The organism is Parvibaculum sp. MBR-TMA-1.3b-4.2, assembly GCF_053628815.1.
In genome coordinates this window covers 1,252,494-1,267,967 of the sequence record NZ_JBRJHC010000001.1, presented here as the reverse complement: position 1 = coordinate 1,267,967, position 15,474 = coordinate 1,252,494, and the positions used below count along the sequence as shown (strand labels likewise).

Genomic DNA, 15,474 nt, shown 5'->3' with positions numbered 1-15,474 from the left:
GTATTCTTTTTCCGGAATCGGTTGCTGCGGTGCGGTGTACCGAAAAATCCAGCGCATTAGCCCTTTTTTTACTTCGAATACCAATTCGAATGGATTGCTAACCATAACGGATGTTACCTTAACTTCACAAAGTCCCGGCGCATTTCTTCTGGTGTGACGGGGACATGTTCCTTGGGGTGGGAATGTATCGGAGGAAGTGAGGCATGCGGCGAGTGGGTGTGCAGCCGGTCAGAAATCTTGATCAGCGCGATGGGCAGGGCGACTTCGACGAGATGGAACCTCTTCGTCCGGTGGATGTGGTTTTGGTTAGCGGCGGGATGCTGATTTCGGCAGCGACGGTCGTGCTGGCGTTGTGGAAGCTCAAGGACCTGATTTTCTGACGCCTGCTCTGCCGAGGCCGGGAGTAGTCAGGCAAGCCTCTCGTCGGAGACGACAATGCCGTCGCCGTCCGCATAGGCCCATGCGCCCGGGCGGAAGGTCACGCCTGCGAACTGAAACACTTTCCCGAATTCACCAAGGCCCTGCTTCTCGCTTTTGCGCGGATGCACCGCCAGCGCCTTGATGCCGACCGCACAGTCTTCGAGCTCAGCCGTATCGCGCACGCAGCCATTGATGATCACCCCGGCCCAGCCATTTTCTTCCGCCAGCTTTCCAAGATTGCCGCCGAAAAGGGCGCAGCGCATGGAGCCGCCCCCATCCACGACGAGCACACGGCCCTTGCCTTCGCTTTCCACTGCCTCGCGGACTTTCGTGTTGTCCTCAAAGGCGGCCAGCGTGACGATCTCGCCGCAAAAACCGAGGATGCCGCCGAAATCGGCAAAAACAGGTTCAGCATATTGAAGCCGGTCGGAGAACTCATCGGAAAGGTCTGTGGTGGCGGGTACTGTCGTTGCGTCGGGGCGGGGCGTCATAGGCATCCTCATACTGTCGGGTTGTAGTGGCGCCGACGGTAAAGGTGATCCGCCCTGGCGCTAAAATGTCGTGCGAGGCGGCACATATCGCGCCGCCTCGAAAATCGGTCAAAGTGCCTCATAGGCTGCTGCGATCAGTCCCATCGCACGAGGGTCGCCGGCGAGATCGGGGCCCATCTGGTTCATGACATAGGAAATGCCGACACCGGCTACCGGATCGCATAGCACGAAAGAGCCGCCCCATCCGGAATGGCCGATGGTCGCCTCATTGGGACCATAGAGAAGACCGCCAACATTACGCAAAACGCCGGCGCCCCAGCTTCCTTGAAGGCCCAGAACCAGATCTTCGTTCGAAATCTGTTCGGCTGAAAGCTTGGCAAGCGTCTCCCGGCTGACAAGGCTTGTGCCGTTCAATGCGCCGCCCGCCGCGACGGCTCCGAAGAGCTTTGCCAGGGCGCTGGCCGACCCCCGGCCGTTGGCGGACGAAATTTCCGCCTTCCGCCACGCGCGGCTGTTGGGCGCCGTCGCCGAGGGCGAGGGATTGGCGAAAGTAAGCTTCTGGATTTCATTGAGGTTGGCGGCGTCGAGCGGCTGTGCATTCGGCGCGGCAATCATTTCCGCAATGCGGCCTTCCTCGCTTTCCGGCAGGCCGATATAGAAGTCGATCTTCCATGGCGCAGCGATCTCGTCCCGGAAAAATTGACCGATCGTCTTGCCGGTGATCCGTTTCACAAGTTCGCCCGTGATGAACGCATAGGTAAGTGCGTGATAGCCCGAGCGCGTGCCTGGTTCCCAGAGCGGCTCGGCCGCGGCCATGCGCGCCGCCATGTCGTCGTGGTCGTAGAGATTTTCTTCGGTAAGGGGCTCGCGTAAGGTGGAAAGGCCCGCCTGATGCGAAATCGCCTGACCGACCGTGAGCCGGTCTTTTCCATGAGCGCCGAATTCCGGCCAGTACTTTATGACCGGATCGTCATAGGAAAGCTCGCCGCGCTCGACCAGACGTGCAAGGCACAAAGCGGCCACGGCCTTGGTCGTGGACCAGACATTGGGCAGCGTATCGCGCTGCCAGGCTTTGCTGCGCGCGGCATCGGCGTGCCCGCCCCAGAGATCGACGAGATACTCGCCGTCTTTCCAGATGGCGAAGGAAGCGCCGACATCTCCCCCCTTGGTGAAATTACTTGCGAATGCATCGCGCACGGCTTCGAAGCCCGGCGCGACCTCTCCCTCAATATCGACCATGGCGGAATCTGCCATATCACTCCCTCGGATTTTGTTTGATGGGCAAGAGCGTATCCGGACAGTCGCGCTTTTCGCAAAGGAAACTCTGGATGCCATGAAAAAGGCCGCGGGATTGCTCCCGCGGCCTTCATGTTTTGCTGAAGTGGCAGCGACTGGATTAGTCGGCCGACTTCTTGAACTGCGCAGCTTCCGTGGACTCGCCAAGGGCGGTCGTGGAGCTCTGGCCACCGGCGGCAGCCACGGAGACCATGTCGAAATAGCCCGTGCCCACTTCGCGCTGGTGACGCGTGGCGGTGTAGCCGTCGCCTTCGGCACCGAACTCGGCCTGCTGCAGCTCGGAATAGGCGGCCATGCCGCGATCCTTGTAGCCGCGAGCCAGCTCGAACATGCCGTAGTTGAGCTGATGGAAGCCGGCCAGCGTCACGAACTGGTACTTGTAGCCCATGGCCGCGATTTCGCGCTGGAACTTGGCAATCGTGTCCTTGTCCAGGTTGGCTTCCCAGTTGAAGCTCGGCGAGCAGTTGTACGCCAGCATCTGGTCCGGATACTTCTTCTTGACCGCTTCGGCGAAGCGCTTGGCGTCGTCGAGGTTCGGAACCGATGTTTCCCACCACAGCAGGTCGGCGTAGGGCGCGAAGGCCAGGCCGCGATTGATGCAGTGATCGACGCCCGTGCCGTCCTTCAGGCGGTAGAAGCCTTCAGCCGTACGGCCGGCATCGAAGTCGATGAAGTCGTGATCGTACTCGTCGATGTCGGAGGTGATGAGCTTGGCGGACTCAGCATCCGTACGAGCCATGATGAGGGTCGGCGTGCCCATCACGTCGGCGCCGAGGCGCGCGGCGTTCAGGTTACGGATGTGCTGCTTGGTCGGGATCAGCACCTTGCCGCCCAGATGGCCGCACTTCTTTTCAGAAGCGAGCTGGTCTTCATAGTGGACGCCAGCGGCACCGGCCTCGATATAGGCCTTCATGATTTCGAAGCAGTTGAGCGGGCCGCCGAAGCCGGCTTCCGCATCGGCCACGATCGGCACGAACCAGTCGCGCTGCGCGCCGCCTTCGGAATGCTCGATCTCATCCGCGCGCTTCAGCGTGCGGTTGATACGGCGGGCAAGCTCCGGACCGGCATTGGCCGGGTAGAGGCTCTGGTCCGGGTACATGGCGGAGGCGGTGTTCGCATCGGCGGCAACCTGCCAACCGGAGAGATAGATCGCCTTCAGGCCGGCACGGACCATCTGCATCGCCTGGTTGCCGGAAAGGGCGCCGAGCGAGTGGATGTAGTCTTCCGTGTGGAGGCCGTCCCAGAGCTTGTTCGCACCGCGCGTGGCGAGCGTGTACTCGATGGGGAAGGAGCCGCGCAGCTTTTCAACGTCTTCGACGCTGTAGTTGCGCTCAACATTGTCGAACCGGCCCTTGGGTGCGCCGGGAACGAGGTCGTAAAAAGTCTTACTCATGGTTTCATTCCTCGTAGTCGGAGGGGATGGGTGAGGGGGCCCGGTTTCAGTTTGCGGCTTCCTGCTGCAGAATCTGCTGATAAGCCGGCAGCGTGAGGAATTCCTCGCATTCCTTCGCCTTGGTCATCTCGGAGAAGAGCTTGATCGCCTCTTCGAAGTGACCGTTCGTCCAGCGCTCTTCGCCGAGCGCCTCGCGGAGTTTCTTCATCTCGTCTTCGAGTACTTCGTCGAAGAGTTCAGGGCTGACCTTGCGGCCATCGCTGAGGTCTGCGCCGTGATAGATCCACTGCCAGAGCTGCGTCCGGCTGATTTCGGCCGTCGCGGCGTCTTCCATCAGGTTGTAGAGCGGCACGGCACCGCGCCCGCCAAGCCAGGCTTCGATATACTGAACGCCCACACGGCAGCATTCGCGCATGCCGCCCTCGGTCCGCTCGCCCTTATGCGGCTCGAGCAGTTCCTTCTGGCCGACATTCACGTCCTGCCTCTGGCGTGCAAGCTGGTTGGGACCTTCGAGCTTGCCGAAGACTTCCATCGCCACAGCGACGAGGTCGGGATGAGCGACCCAGGTGCCGTCATGGCCATTATTGGCCTCGCGCTCCTTGTCGGCGCGGACCTTGGCGAAGGCGGCTTCATTGGCCGCTTCATCGCCCTTGACCGGGATCTGGGCGGCCATGCCGCCCATGGCGAAGGCGCCGCGCTCATGGCAGGTCTTTACCAGCAGCAGCGAATAGGCGTTCAGGAATGCGTCGCCCATCACAACCTGCGCACGGTCCGGCAGGATGAAGTTCGGGTTTTTACCGAGGCGCTTGATGTAGCTGAAGATGTAGTCCCAGCGGCCGCAATTGAGGCCGACGATGTGATCCTTCAGTTCGTAGAGGATCTCATGCATCTCGAACGCGGCGGGCAGCGTCTCGATCAGGATGGTGGTCTTGATCGTACCGTTCGGCACGCCGAGTGCCTTCTGTGCATCGACGAAGATGTCGTTCCACAGGCGCGCTTCCAGATGGCTTTCCATCTTCGGCAGGTAGAAATACGGGCCGGAGCCGGACGCGATCTGCTTCTTCGCATTGTGGAAGAAATAGAGACCGAAATCGAAAATGCCGCCCGACATAGGCTGGCCGTCGACTTCGACATGCGCTTCTTCAAGGTGCCAGCCGCGCGGACGCACGATCAGCGTCGCGGGATTGTCGATGACGTTGTAGGTCTTGCCGTTCGAGTCGTCGGTGAAGCCGATCGAGCCGTCCCAATAGGCCATCATGTTCTGCTGGCCACCGATCATGTTGTCCCATGTCGGCGCTGCGGCATCCTCGAAGTCCGTCATGTAGGACTGCGCACCGGAGTTCAGCGCGTTGATGACCATCTTGCGGTTGTCGACCGGGCCGGTGATTTCCACACGGCGGTCGAGCAGATCCTTCGGGATCGGCGCAACCTTCCAGTCGCCTTCGCGGATGTTCTTCGTCTCGGGCAGGAAGTCGGGCAGTTCGCCGGCGTCGAACTTCTTCTGACGCGCGGCGCGCGCGGCGAGCAGCTCCTTGCGGCGGGCGCCGAATTTGCGCTCCAGCGCCACTACGAATTCTAGGGCTTCCTGGGTCAGGATGCGCTCATAGCCGGGCTTCATCGCGCCCTTGATGACAACGCCGTCCACGCTCGGTGCTCCGCTCATGCTTGCTCGCCTCCGCTGGCCGTACTTGGGTTCTGGATTTGCGGAGGTCATACATTGACGACAGCCGAATGTCCATGACCGAGGCTCCATTTCCTAAGCTATTGAAAAGATTGAAGTAAAGTTGTTGACAAGATTCGCTGTCGTTTTTGTTGAAAATGTAAATTTTGTAAATTAATTTCAGTGGAGCCGGATCGTTCGGGATCCGGATTCCTGTAAGAGAGTCAGTCACATGGCAGCCGAAAAGAAGGTTTTTGCCGGTCCGCGCATCAGGCGCCTTCGCCGAGAGCGGAAACTCACTCAGGCTCGTATGGCGGAAAATCTCGGTATCTCCGCGAGCTATCTCAATCTGATCGAACGCAACCAGAGACCTGTTTCGGTACAGATTCTGCTCAAACTCGCCGAAGTCTTCGATGTCGATCTCAGAACGCTGGGCGGTGACGACGAGGCGCGCGCCCTCACCGTGCTGCGTGAGATATTCGCCGATCCCGTCTTTCGCGACGCCGGGCTCTCTATCCAGGACCTGCAGGAGGTTGCTGCGGCAAGCCCCGCCTTTGCCGATGCGGTGTCGACGCTCTACCGCGCCTATCAGGAATCCATGACCAGTGGAGCCATGCTGGCCGAACGTCTCGCCGATCGCGATATCGACGATGCGAGCGATACACCCGGCCTTCCGCTGGAAGAGGTGCGGGACTTCATCAACAGTCGCAAGAACCATTTCCCCGCGCTCGACGCGGCTGCGGAAGAGCTCTATGAGAGCGCACGCATCAGTGCGGACGAACCCTATGTCAGCCTGCGCAACGCTTTGCGTGACAAACATGGCGTCTCGACCCGGATTGCGCCCGCCGACATCATGTCCGGCGAGTTGCGCCGCTACGACCGGCACCGTCAGACGATTTTCCTGTCCGAACTGCTCGACCAGCCAGGACGCTCCTTCCAGCTTGCCTATCAGCTCGGTTATTTCGAACAGTCGCGTACCATCGAGGATATCGTCGAAAGCTCAGGTCTCGACAGCGACGAAGCCTGCCGTCTGCTGCGGGTGGCACTGGCGAATTATTTCGCGGCGGCGCTCCTCATGCCCTATGACGCCTTTCTCAGGACCGCGGAGCAGACCAATTACGACATCCGTTTGCTGGGCCGCCGTTTCGGCACGAGCTTCGAGCAGGTCTGCCATCGCCTGACGACGCTGCAGCGGCCCGGTGCGAAGGGCATCCCCTTCTTCCTCATCCGTGTGGACAATGCGGGGAATGTTTCCAAGCGCTTTTCAGCCGCAGGGTTCCACTTTGCACGTTTTGGCGGCACATGCCCGCGCTGGAACGTGCATGACGCCTTCCGCGTGCCGGGGCAGGTTTATACGCAGATCGTGCAGATGGAAGATGGCACGCGCTATTTCTCCATCGCCCGCACGGTGAGCCGGGCAGGCTCGGGGATAGGCGTGCCGGGCGACCAATATGTGGTCGGCCTCGGGTGCGATATCGCCCATGCACGAAACCTCATCTACAGCCAAGGCTACGATCTCGACGACGAGCGTGGCGCCATGCCCATCGGGGTCAATTGCCGCCTCTGTGAAAGGCTCGATTGTTCGCAGCGCGCATTCCCGCCGCTGAAGCACCGCCTGCGTGTGGACGATCACGTGCGCGGGGTGTCGCCTTTCGGCGTGCCGGTGGTGGAAGACCGGGAAGCAGGAGAATAGCGCCTCAAAGTCCCATCAGCGCCCGTGCAACAAAGGCGAAGACCGCAAGCGCCAGGACGCCGGCAAGCCAGATGCCCGCAAACCAGTAGACCCGTTTGAGGGGCTCGGGAATGTTGTGGTCGTTATTCTCCGCCATAGCCTCCATGCTCCGTCGCCTTGCCCCTGAAGACGCTATAGGCATACCAAGTGTAGCCAAGCACCATCGGCAGCACGAGCACCACGCCGACCATCGCGAAGATCACGCTGGAACGCGGTGCGATGGCATCATAGATCGTGATGTCGGGCGGGATGATGTGCGGATAGAGCGAGATACCGATCCCGGCAAAGCCCAGCACGAAAAGCCCGATGGAAGAGACGAAAGGGGCAAGCTCCCTGCCGGACAGAATGACGTAAAAAAGCCAGGCCGCCAGAAGCGCCGTGACGACCGGGATCGGGAACAGGAAGACGAGATTGATGCCGCTGAACCAGCGATCCGCAATGGCGGGCCGGAGGAAGGGCGTCAGCACACTGACCGCCGCCATGGCAATGAGCACGCCGCCCGCCAGAACCAGCGCGGCGCGCCGTGCCCAGGCCTGAAGGTCGCCCTCCGTTTTCAGGATGAGCCATGTCGCACCGAGCAGGCCGTATCCGACCACGGTGCCAAGCCCCGTGAGCACGGTGAAGGGCGACAGCCAGTCGAACATGCCGCCGGAATAATGAAGGCCGTCTACGCGGACGCCCTGCACAAGCGCTCCGACAAGGACGCCCTGCATGAAAGCCGCGATCAGCGAACCGCCGAAGAAGCTCGCACTCCACAGATGCGTGCTGGTATCTGCCTGATGACGGAATTCGAAGGCAACACCCCGGAAGATCAGGGCAAAGAGCATCAACATGACGGGGATATAGAAGGCCGATAGCGCAATCGAATAGACGAGCGGGAAGAAAACCATCAACCCGCCGCCGCCGAGCACGAGCCAAGTCTCGTTACCGTCCCAAACGGGTGCGACCGAGTTCATCATGATGTTGCGCGACCGGCCGTCGGGCGCGAATGGGAAAAGAATACCGGTACCGAGATCGAAACCGTCCAGCAGCACATAGCCGAGAATGGCGGCGGCGATGATGCCGGCGGAGATGAGAGCGAGAATTTCCATGGGGACTGCCTCCTATTCCGCGGGAACGACGAGGCCGGGGCGCGCGCCGCGCATGGCCTCGGGCGTTTCACCGGTTGTGTCCGGCGCGGACGGGCCCTGCCGGATCAGCTTGCTGAGGTAGTAGAGGAAAGCACCGAAGAGACCGCCGTAGACGATGAGGAAAATCGTCAGCGTCGTTGCGATCGCGCTGGCCGCCACGCTGGGCGAGGTGCTGTCGACGGTGCGCAGCAGGCCATAGACGGTATAAGGCTGTCGGCCTACCTCCGTCACAAACCACCCCGCCAGCGTTGCCACGAAACCTGCCGGTGTGAGGGCCACGGCTAGCCATTTGAGCGGGCGTGTATCGTAGAGCCGGCCGCGCCAGCGCGCCCACAGGCCCCAGAGGCCGAGTGCGACGAACAGGAAGCCGAGCCCGACCATCAGGCGGAACGACCAGAAGACGATACCCACGGGCGGGCGGTCCGCCGCGGGGACATCCTTGAGGCCCGGCACGACGCCGTCCGTGCTGTGCTTCAGAATGAGGCTGGCACCGCTTGGTATGCCGACTTCCAGATGGTTGGTCTCCTTGTCCTGATCAGGAATGGCGAAGAGGACCAACGGCACATTGGATTTCGTCGTCCAGTTGCCTTCCATCGCCGCGACCTTGATTGGCTGGTGTTCCAGTGTGTTGAGCCCGTGCTGATCGCCGAGCAGAACCTGCAGCGGGGCGAGGATGAGTACACCCCACATGGCGATGGAAAAGGCGCGCCGCGCTGTGCCGGTTGTGTCGCCGCGCAGAATGTAGAAGGCGGAAATGCCGGAAATGACAAGTGAGGTGGTGAGGTAGGATGCCGTTACCATGTGGAGGAAGCGATAGACGAAGGACGGATTGAAAATGACGGCAATCCAGTCATCCACCACGAAATGCCCGTCCACGATGGAAGCGCCTGCCGGCGTTTGCATCCAGCTGTTGGCGGAAAGAATCCAGAAGGCCGAGAGCGCCGTGCCGAACGCGACGAGCGAAGTGGCGAGGAAGTGAAGTCTTTCGCCGACCTTGTCCCAGCCGAAAAGCATGATGCCGAGAAAGCCCGCTTCCAGGAAGAAGGCCGTCAGCACCTCGAAGCCAAGAAGCGGCCCGAGCACAGGGCCTGTGATGCGTGAGAATTCCGACCAGTTGGTACCGAACTGATAGGAAAGAACAAGGCCTGACACCACGCCCATGCCGAAGGCGAGCGCGAAGACCTTGACCCAGAATTTGTAGAGCCGCAGGAAGGTGTCGTCCCTGGTGCGAAGCCATCGCCACTCAAGGAGTGTGAGATAGCCGGCAAGACCAATGGTGAAAGTCGGGAAGAGAATGTGAAACGACACGGTAAATGCAAATTGCAGCCTGCCGAGTATTTCTGGATCGATGGGGGGCATGGATCACCTCATGGCACGAGCACGCGAGACCTGCGAACCATACACCCATCGCTACATTAGAAAAGTTTGGTTTTCGAAATGTGGCACATTCTGACGCAGCGCATTTTGACGCGGCGCAACAAATTAGAAACGCGCCAATGTCAGAAACGCGGTCTTGTCAGAATCGCGTCCCGTCGGAATGCACCTTAATCGGAAAAATGTCAGATCAGCCTGTCGGGCGGGAAGGTGAGCACGATGCGCATAAGCCGCTGCTCCCCGTCGAGGCCGCGCCCGCCATCGACCTGCAGGCTGCCTTCATGCATTTCCATCACTTTGCGCGTAAGCGAGAGCGCAAGACTTTCGGGGCGCGGTGTGCTGCTGTCTTCCGCGCTGACGAATGGGTCTTCTGCGCTGTCCATCTCGCTGAAACGAGCCTGACCCGACCAGTCGTGCTTTTCTTCAAGAACGACTTCGAGCCCTTTGTCGGTTTCCTCGATGCGCATGTTCAGCGTCGCACCGCGATGGGCGCAATGGATCGCCTCGGAAATCAGCCTGAAGAAGCCCTGGCGAAGGCGTTTCTGGTCGCCACGCAGCCCGGGAAGGCGCGCCGCCGTTTCCAGTTCCAGCGCGACGCCCTCGGCGCGGGCGTTGTTTCGCTGGCTCGTCATGGCGATCTCGACCAGCTGTGCGACGCTGCAGATCTCGTTCGTGAGGTCGATACGGTCGGTTTCCGCCTCTGCGATGCCCAGCAGATCCTCGATCATGTCGAGCAGCATCGTACCGGAGGAATGGATGTCTTGCGCGTATTCGCGGTAGCGCCCTTCACCGAGCGGGCCGAGCTGCTCGTTCTTCATCAGCTCCGAAAACCCGATGATATGTGTGAGCGGCGTGCGCAGGTCGTGATTGACGTTGGAGAAGAAACTTTGATTGCGTCGCCGTACGTCTTCCGTTTCCGCTTCGGCCGATTTCAGCGTGTGCTGAAGTGCACGGCGCACGGTCGTATCGGTAAGCGCGGCCACGCGGGCGGGGACACCGCCCCATTGCGTGTCGACGACGCGCATTTCTGCAAAGCGCAGGTCGCCATCCGGCCGGTTCACTTTGACATCGTGTTCGCCGGGTTCCGACGGCAGATCGAACGGCTTGCCCTGCAACTCGCCTGCCTTGCAGCCGAGAATTTCCTCCGCCGCATCGTTCATGAATTGAACCAGCCCGTCTGAATCGAGGATCACGATGGCTTCTGCGGATTCCTGAACCAGGGTGAGGCCCGGCGCATCGGTGACCGGCGCGGCACGCGGCTCGTCGTCCCGGTTGCGGCGAATGACTGCCCGGCGGACGGCCATGGCGGCGATGCGGGGCGCGTTGTCGGTAACGCCGATGCAATCGTCGGCGCCCGCTTTCATTGCTTCGGTCTGGAGCGCGGGGTCATCGAAGCCGAGCGCGATGACGGGAGCGTCCGGCCCGATCGACACCACGCGCCGGAGAAAGGCGATTTCCGCCGGAGCGCCCGACCCGATATCGATGATGATTGCGTCGATGCCCGGTGCCATCAGCGGTTCGAGCCCTTGCTCGATCCCTGAGAAGCTGAACTGGCACGGTCCTGCGCTTTCATCCGCGGCCAGGCCTGCGAGGCCGCGTTTCAAGGCCGCAGAGCGCGTAATCGTATGCACGTTCAACTGCTGAAGCCCGTCTGTAGGCAGGTGGCGATTGCCGTGAATGTTTTGTGTCCACTGCGCAGCTTCGCTGTGGAACGAGATGGCTTGCTGTCCCATCGACCCTTGTCCCTTGCCGATCCGGTACGCCCGCCCATAGCCGCCAACCCGGCTATCCAGCCCATTCACACAAGAGGATGGTAAACGCGACTGGCGATTTGCGCGCCGTTCTTTCTCGACAATCGATTCGACAGGTAAATGGGGTGTTAATATCCCCAGCATGTTGTGGATAGCTTGTAGGGCAACCACAAGAGGGGCAAGCGGAGGCGACCTGAAAAGCAGAGTCAAACCAAGGGCATGACTCAGGCCCTCCCGTGTGAGCAGACCCTGAAAAGCTGAGAAAAACTTTTCGCAGAAAGGCGCGGGATTCGGCAGATTGCCGGTAAGGGGCAGCCAGGTTTGCGCATCCTGTCCGCCATATTGATTCGTGGTTGAACGCGCGCGTGCCTCGGCAACTTGTTATGCCCACCCCGATAGGCTAGGAATGCGCCCGATTTCAGCGTTCCGGCTCATTCAGTCTCCGGTCATGGCCAAGAAACAAAAGACGTTCCGCCCCAAGGCGCGTGTGCCAAAGGGGTTTCGCGACCTTTCCGGTCCGCTGCTGCGGTCGGAAGCGCGCATGCTTGCGCGCATTCGCGAGGTCTATGAGCGCTATGGCTTCGACCCGCTTGAGACCTCGGCCATCGAATATGCCGATGCGCTGGGCAAGTTTCTGCCCGATGAGGATCGGCCGAACGAGGGCGTTTTCGCCTTTCAGGACGATGACGAGCAGTGGATGGCGCTGCGTTACGACCTGACAGCACCGCTCGCCCGCTATGTGGCCGAGAATTATGACGGCCTGCCCAAGCCCTTCCGCCGCTACCAGACGGGTCCCGTCTGGCGCAACGAGAAGCCGGGCCCGGGCCGCTTCCGCCAGTTCACCCAGTTTGACGCCGATACGGTCGGTGCGCCGACGGTCGCCGCGGATGCCGAGATGGTGATGCTCGCCTGCGATTGTTTTGAGGCTGTGGGGATTCCTCGCGGCTCTTATCGGCTGCGTGCGAGCAATCGCAAGGTGCTGGACGGGCTGATGGAAGAGATCGGTATTGCCGGTGAACCCGGTGGCGTCGTTCACATGACGGTGCTTCGTGCCATCGACAAATATGACCGTCTGGGCCGCCAGGGTGTGGAGCTTCTGCTGGGGACGGGCCGCAAGGACGAATCCGGTGACTTCACCAAGGGCGCGGGGCTGGAGCCCGATCAGATCGCCCGGGTGATGGACTATGTGGAGTCTGGTGTCGGGGCGGAGGAAAGCGACCGCAAGGCCACGCTGGAAGGCTGGCGCAAGGTGGTCGGCAATTCCGAAATCGGCCTTGAAGGCGTGGAAGAGCTAGCCGAGATGGATGCGCTCTTTACCGCTGCGGGATATGGCTCCGACCGGATCGAGTTCAACAGCTGGATCGTGCGCGGACTCGGCTACTACACCGGGCCGGTGTTCGAATCCGACCTTCTCTTTGAAGTGAAGGATGAGAAGGGCAATCCCGTGCGTTTCGGCTCGGTGGGGTCCGGCGGCCGCTATGACGGTCTGGTGGAACGCTTCAAGGGCGTGAAAGTGCCCGCGACGGGGTTTTCTATCGGCGTGAGCCGCCTGCTGGCCGCGCTGGAGCTTCTCGGCAAGCTGGAAGATGAGGGGCAGTCCGCCCCGGTCGTCGTGCTGACGCTGGATGCAGACCGCATGGCGGATTCCCAGACCATGACGCGGGAACTGCGCGAGGCGGGTATCCGCGCCGAGATGTATCTCGGCGGCTCCGGTATGCGTGCCCAGATGAAATATGCCGACAGGCGCGGCGCGCCGATTGCCGTGATTGAGGGCGAGGATGAGCGAGCCCGGGGCGAGGTAACGCTCAAGGACCTTATCCTTGGTGCAGAGATGTCCAAGGAAATCGAGGATAATGCGGAGTGGCGCGAGGGCCAGCCGGCGCAGGCGTCCATCTCCCGCGAGAGCCTCGTCGAAGAAGTGACGAAGATGCTCGCCCGACATGGCATTCATCCGCATGGCCGCTAGGCCATATTCCTTACCTTTCCCGAAAATTATCGAATTCATGCTAGATAAGGCGCGCGCCGGAAAACGCGGCATCGCGCGATAAAGAGGCACATCATGCCGAAAGCAGTTCAGACCCCTGAAGAGGTCGAAATCCGCACCCTGCGGGAGAAGCTGACGGGGGAGTTGCGGTCAGTCTTCGAGAACGCCGGATGCGAGCGTGTGGAGCCCTCCGTGCTGCAGCCCGCTGACGTCTTCCTTGACCGCTCGGGCGAGGATATTCGCCGACGGCTCTATATGTTTACCGATCCGGGCGGAACGGAACTCTGCCTGAGGCCGGACCTGACCATCCCCACCTGCCGCCTTTTTCTGGAGCGCGCGGGCGATGGCGGCGAGGCGCGGCTGTCCTATGCGGGGCCGGTTTATCGTTTCCAGCCGCAGGGATCGCCCAAACCCAATGAAGTATTGCAGGCCGGCGCCGAATTGCTGGGCGCGACCGACCGTGAAGCAGCGGATGCGGAAGCCTTCGCGCTGGCGGTCGATGGCTGCAAGGCGGCCGGGCTTGCGGATTTCGAGATCGAAATGGGCGACCTCTCGCTCTTCGATGCACTGGTCGATGCGCTCGACATCGCGCCGGGCTGGCGCTCGCGCTTGAAGCGGCAGTTTTGGCGGCCGGACTATTTCAAGGAACTCGTTCAGCGTCTCGCGAGCGGCAATGCCGATGCGGGCGGTGAGCAGGAGGGCCTTCTGGCCGCGCTCAACGCACTGGATGAGAAGAGCGCCAAAAGTGTGATCGAGGATGTGCTGAAGCTGGCTAGCATTTCCCCGGTTGGCGGACGCAGCACGGGCGAGATCGCCGAACGCCTGCTGGAGCAGGCAGCGGATGCCAGCGCGGCGCCGCTCTCACCGGAAATCGTGAAGCTGATCGACGATTTCCTCGGCCTTACTCTCGCGCCGAAAGACGCTGCGCCGCGTATTCGCGAGTTGACGGCGAAGGCGGGGATTTCCATCGAGCCGCGGCTCGAGGCGCTGGAGAAGCGTTTCGCCGCTATCGAGGCAAAGGGCTTCGACCTGTCGAAGGCGCGCTTCCAGGCAGGTTTCGGGCGACGGCTTGAATATTACACGGGCTTCGTCTTCGAGCTTCAGGTGCCTGACCTCGGTCCGGAAAAGGTGATCGCGGGCGGTGGGCGCTATGACGGTCTGCTGAGGAGCCTCGGCGCCGAACAGCCCGTGCCGGCTGTCGGATGTGCCTTCACGGTGGAGCGTCTGGCCCGTGCCCTCAAGCTGAAGGGAGAAACGAAATGAGCAATGAACTCATCATCGGTATCCCTTCCAAGGGCCGGCTTCAGGAAAACGCGAATGCCTTCTTTGCCGATGCCGGCATGAAGGTGAAGCAGTCGGGTGGCGGACGCGAATATGTCGGGCGCCTGAAGGGCGTGGAGAACGTCCACATTGCTTTCCTTTCGGCATCCGAAATCGCGCTGCGTTTGGAAGAAGGTTCCATTCACCTCGGTGTGACGGGCGAAGACCTCATCCGCGAGCGGATCGCCGAACCGGAAAACAAGGTGGAACTGGTGCTGCCGCTGGGCTTCGGCTTTGCCGATGTCGTGGTGGCCGTGCCGCAGAGCTGGATCGACGTTTCCACCATGGCCGATTTCGACGATGTGGCGCTCGCTTTTCATCGCCGTCACGGGCGGCGCATCCGCATCGCGACCAAATATCTGAACCTGACGCGCGGCTTCTTTGCCGAACACGGGCTGATGGATTACCGCATCGTGGAGAGCGCGGGCGCGACGGAAGGCGCCCCGGCGGCGGGCACCGCGGAAGCGATCGTCGACATTACGACGACCGGCACGACGCTGGCGGCGAACAATCTCAAGGTGCTGGATGACGGCGTGATGTTGCGCAGCCAGGCCAACCTTGTGGCAAGCCTCAATGCGGACTGGTCGGACAAGGCGCTTGCGGCCACCGGCGAAATCCTCGACCGGGTGGACGCCAAGGCGCGCGCCGCCGCGACGGTGGAAGTACGTTTCGCAGGCGGTGAGGGCGACGATGCCTTTCTGAGCGAACTGGGCGAGCGCTTCGGCGCGGTTGTGCCCTTCGGCGCGGGCGCAGGGTCGCCTATCCGTATCGTGCATGTCGCCGACGCAAAGCTCTATGCGCTGACGTCGTTCCTGCATGAGAAGGGCAAGGACCGCGTGACGGCGAGCCGCGCGGGCTACATCTTCGATGCGGCGAACCCGCTACGCGCACGCCTGAGCGAAAGGCTCGGCCGTAAGGTCTGA

13 protein-coding genes are annotated in these 15,474 nt (G+C 61.4%); 5 read left to right on the top strand and 8 right to left on the bottom strand.

Going from position 1 to position 15,474, the window contains the following annotated elements; translation table 11 throughout:
• Positions 1-203: 203 nt before the first annotated feature.
• Positions 204-380 (top strand): hypothetical protein, encoded by a 177-nt coding sequence (locus ACSSVQ_RS06220; protein WP_293327094.1) that lies wholly within the window; start codon positions 204-206, stop codon positions 378-380.
• A gap of 27 nt (positions 381-407) precedes the next feature.
• Here ACSSVQ_RS06220 and rraA read toward each other — a convergent pair whose 3' ends face one another.
• The 4 genes from rraA to aceB form a co-directional block, all read right to left on the bottom strand.
• Positions 408-911: a ribonuclease E activity regulator RraA gene (gene rraA / locus ACSSVQ_RS06215; RefSeq protein ID WP_454181535.1), complete on the bottom strand. Its 504-nt coding sequence runs from the start codon at positions 909-911 to the stop codon at positions 408-410.
• Positions 912-1,019: 108 nt separating this feature from the next.
• Positions 1,020-2,165, bottom strand: coding sequence for a serine hydrolase domain-containing protein (locus ACSSVQ_RS06210; RefSeq protein ID WP_454181533.1), 1,146 nt, complete (start codon positions 2,163-2,165; stop codon positions 1,020-1,022).
• Positions 2,166-2,307: 142 nt separating this feature from the next.
• Positions 2,308-3,600: an isocitrate lyase gene (aceA, locus tag ACSSVQ_RS06205; protein WP_293327086.1), complete on the bottom strand. Its 1,293-nt coding sequence runs from the start codon at positions 3,598-3,600 to the stop codon at positions 2,308-2,310.
• Positions 3,601-3,646: 46 nt separating this feature from the next.
• Entirely contained in the window at positions 3,647-5,263 is a 1,617-nt protein-coding gene (gene aceB / locus ACSSVQ_RS06200; RefSeq protein ID WP_454181531.1) for a malate synthase A, read from the bottom strand.
• Positions 5,264-5,492: 229 nt separating this feature from the next.
• On the opposite strand from aceB, the gene ACSSVQ_RS06195 reads away from it, so the two are divergent.
• A complete protein-coding gene (locus tag ACSSVQ_RS06195; RefSeq protein WP_339613843.1) occupies positions 5,493-6,953 on the top strand; it encodes a helix-turn-helix domain-containing protein in 1,461 nt (486 codons plus the stop codon).
• Positions 6,954-6,957: 4 nt separating this feature from the next.
• Here the strand turns inward: ACSSVQ_RS06195 and ACSSVQ_RS06190 are convergent, their stop codons facing one another.
• The 4 genes from ACSSVQ_RS06190 to ACSSVQ_RS06175 form a co-directional block, all read right to left on the bottom strand.
• Positions 6,958-7,089, bottom strand: coding sequence for a DUF2474 family protein (locus ACSSVQ_RS06190; protein ID WP_454181529.1), 132 nt, complete (start codon positions 7,087-7,089; stop codon positions 6,958-6,960).
• A complete protein-coding gene (gene cydB, locus ACSSVQ_RS06185) occupies positions 7,076-8,083 on the bottom strand; it encodes a cytochrome d ubiquinol oxidase subunit II (RefSeq protein WP_454181527.1) in 1,008 nt (335 codons plus the stop codon). Before cydB ends, ACSSVQ_RS06190 begins: the two co-directional genes overlap by 14 nt.
• 12 nt (positions 8,084-8,095) lie before the next feature.
• Positions 8,096-9,481: a cytochrome ubiquinol oxidase subunit I gene (locus tag ACSSVQ_RS06180; RefSeq protein WP_454181525.1), complete on the bottom strand. Its 1,386-nt coding sequence runs from the start codon at positions 9,479-9,481 to the stop codon at positions 8,096-8,098.
• A 200-nt stretch (positions 9,482-9,681) separates the two neighbouring features.
• Positions 9,682-11,229: a histidine kinase dimerization/phospho-acceptor domain-containing protein gene (locus ACSSVQ_RS06175; RefSeq protein ID WP_454181523.1), complete on the bottom strand. Its 1,548-nt coding sequence runs from the start codon at positions 11,227-11,229 to the stop codon at positions 9,682-9,684.
• A gap of 466 nt (positions 11,230-11,695) precedes the next feature.
• Between ACSSVQ_RS06175 and hisS the strand changes: the two genes are divergently transcribed.
• The 3 genes from hisS to hisG all read left to right on the top strand — a co-directional run bounded on the left by hisS (position 11,696) and on the right by hisG (position 15,474).
• Positions 11,696-13,213 carry a histidine--tRNA ligase gene (hisS, locus tag ACSSVQ_RS06170; RefSeq protein WP_454181521.1) on the top strand — a complete coding sequence of 506 codons (1,518 nt, stop codon included), beginning with the start codon at positions 11,696-11,698 and terminating at the stop codon, positions 13,211-13,213.
• A gap of 93 nt (positions 13,214-13,306) precedes the next feature.
• Positions 13,307-14,494 carry an ATP phosphoribosyltransferase regulatory subunit gene (locus tag ACSSVQ_RS06165; RefSeq protein ID WP_454181519.1) on the top strand — a complete coding sequence of 396 codons (1,188 nt, stop codon included), beginning with the start codon at positions 13,307-13,309 and terminating at the stop codon, positions 14,492-14,494.
• Complete coding sequence (gene hisG, locus ACSSVQ_RS06160) at positions 14,491-15,474, top strand: ATP phosphoribosyltransferase (protein ID WP_454181517.1); 984 nt, start codon at positions 14,491-14,493, stop codon at positions 15,472-15,474. Before ACSSVQ_RS06165 ends, hisG begins: the two co-directional genes overlap by 4 nt.

Bases quoted from the DNA above. Each gene is read 5' to 3' on its own strand.
- ACSSVQ_RS06220 (WP_293327094.1), top strand. From the start codon at position 204: ATGCGGCGAGTGGGTGTGCAGCCGGTCAGAAATCTTGATCAGCGCGAT.
- rraA (WP_454181535.1), bottom strand. From the start codon at position 911: ATGACGCCCCGCCCCGACGCAACGACAGTACCCGCCACCACAGACCTT.
- ACSSVQ_RS06210 (WP_454181533.1), bottom strand. From the start codon at position 2,165: ATGGCAGATTCCGCCATGGTCGATATTGAGGGAGAGGTCGCGCCGGGC.
- aceA (WP_293327086.1), bottom strand. From the start codon at position 3,600: ATGAGTAAGACTTTTTACGACCTCGTTCCCGGCGCACCCAAGGGCCGG.
- aceB (WP_454181531.1), bottom strand. From the start codon at position 5,263: ATGAGCGGAGCACCGAGCGTGGACGGCGTTGTCATCAAGGGCGCGATG.
- ACSSVQ_RS06195 (WP_339613843.1), top strand. From the start codon at position 5,493: ATGGCAGCCGAAAAGAAGGTTTTTGCCGGTCCGCGCATCAGGCGCCTT.
- ACSSVQ_RS06190 (WP_454181529.1), bottom strand. From the start codon at position 7,089: ATGGCGGAGAATAACGACCACAACATTCCCGAGCCCCTCAAACGGGTC.
- cydB (WP_454181527.1), bottom strand. From the start codon at position 8,083: ATGGAAATTCTCGCTCTCATCTCCGCCGGCATCATCGCCGCCGCCATT.
- ACSSVQ_RS06180 (WP_454181525.1), bottom strand. From the start codon at position 9,481: ATGCCCCCCATCGATCCAGAAATACTCGGCAGGCTGCAATTTGCATTT.
- ACSSVQ_RS06175 (WP_454181523.1), bottom strand. From the start codon at position 11,229: ATGGGACAGCAAGCCATCTCGTTCCACAGCGAAGCTGCGCAGTGGACA.
- hisS (WP_454181521.1), top strand. From the start codon at position 11,696: ATGGCCAAGAAACAAAAGACGTTCCGCCCCAAGGCGCGTGTGCCAAAG.
- ACSSVQ_RS06165 (WP_454181519.1), top strand. From the start codon at position 13,307: ATGCCGAAAGCAGTTCAGACCCCTGAAGAGGTCGAAATCCGCACCCTG.
- hisG (WP_454181517.1), top strand. From the start codon at position 14,491: ATGAGCAATGAACTCATCATCGGTATCCCTTCCAAGGGCCGGCTTCAG.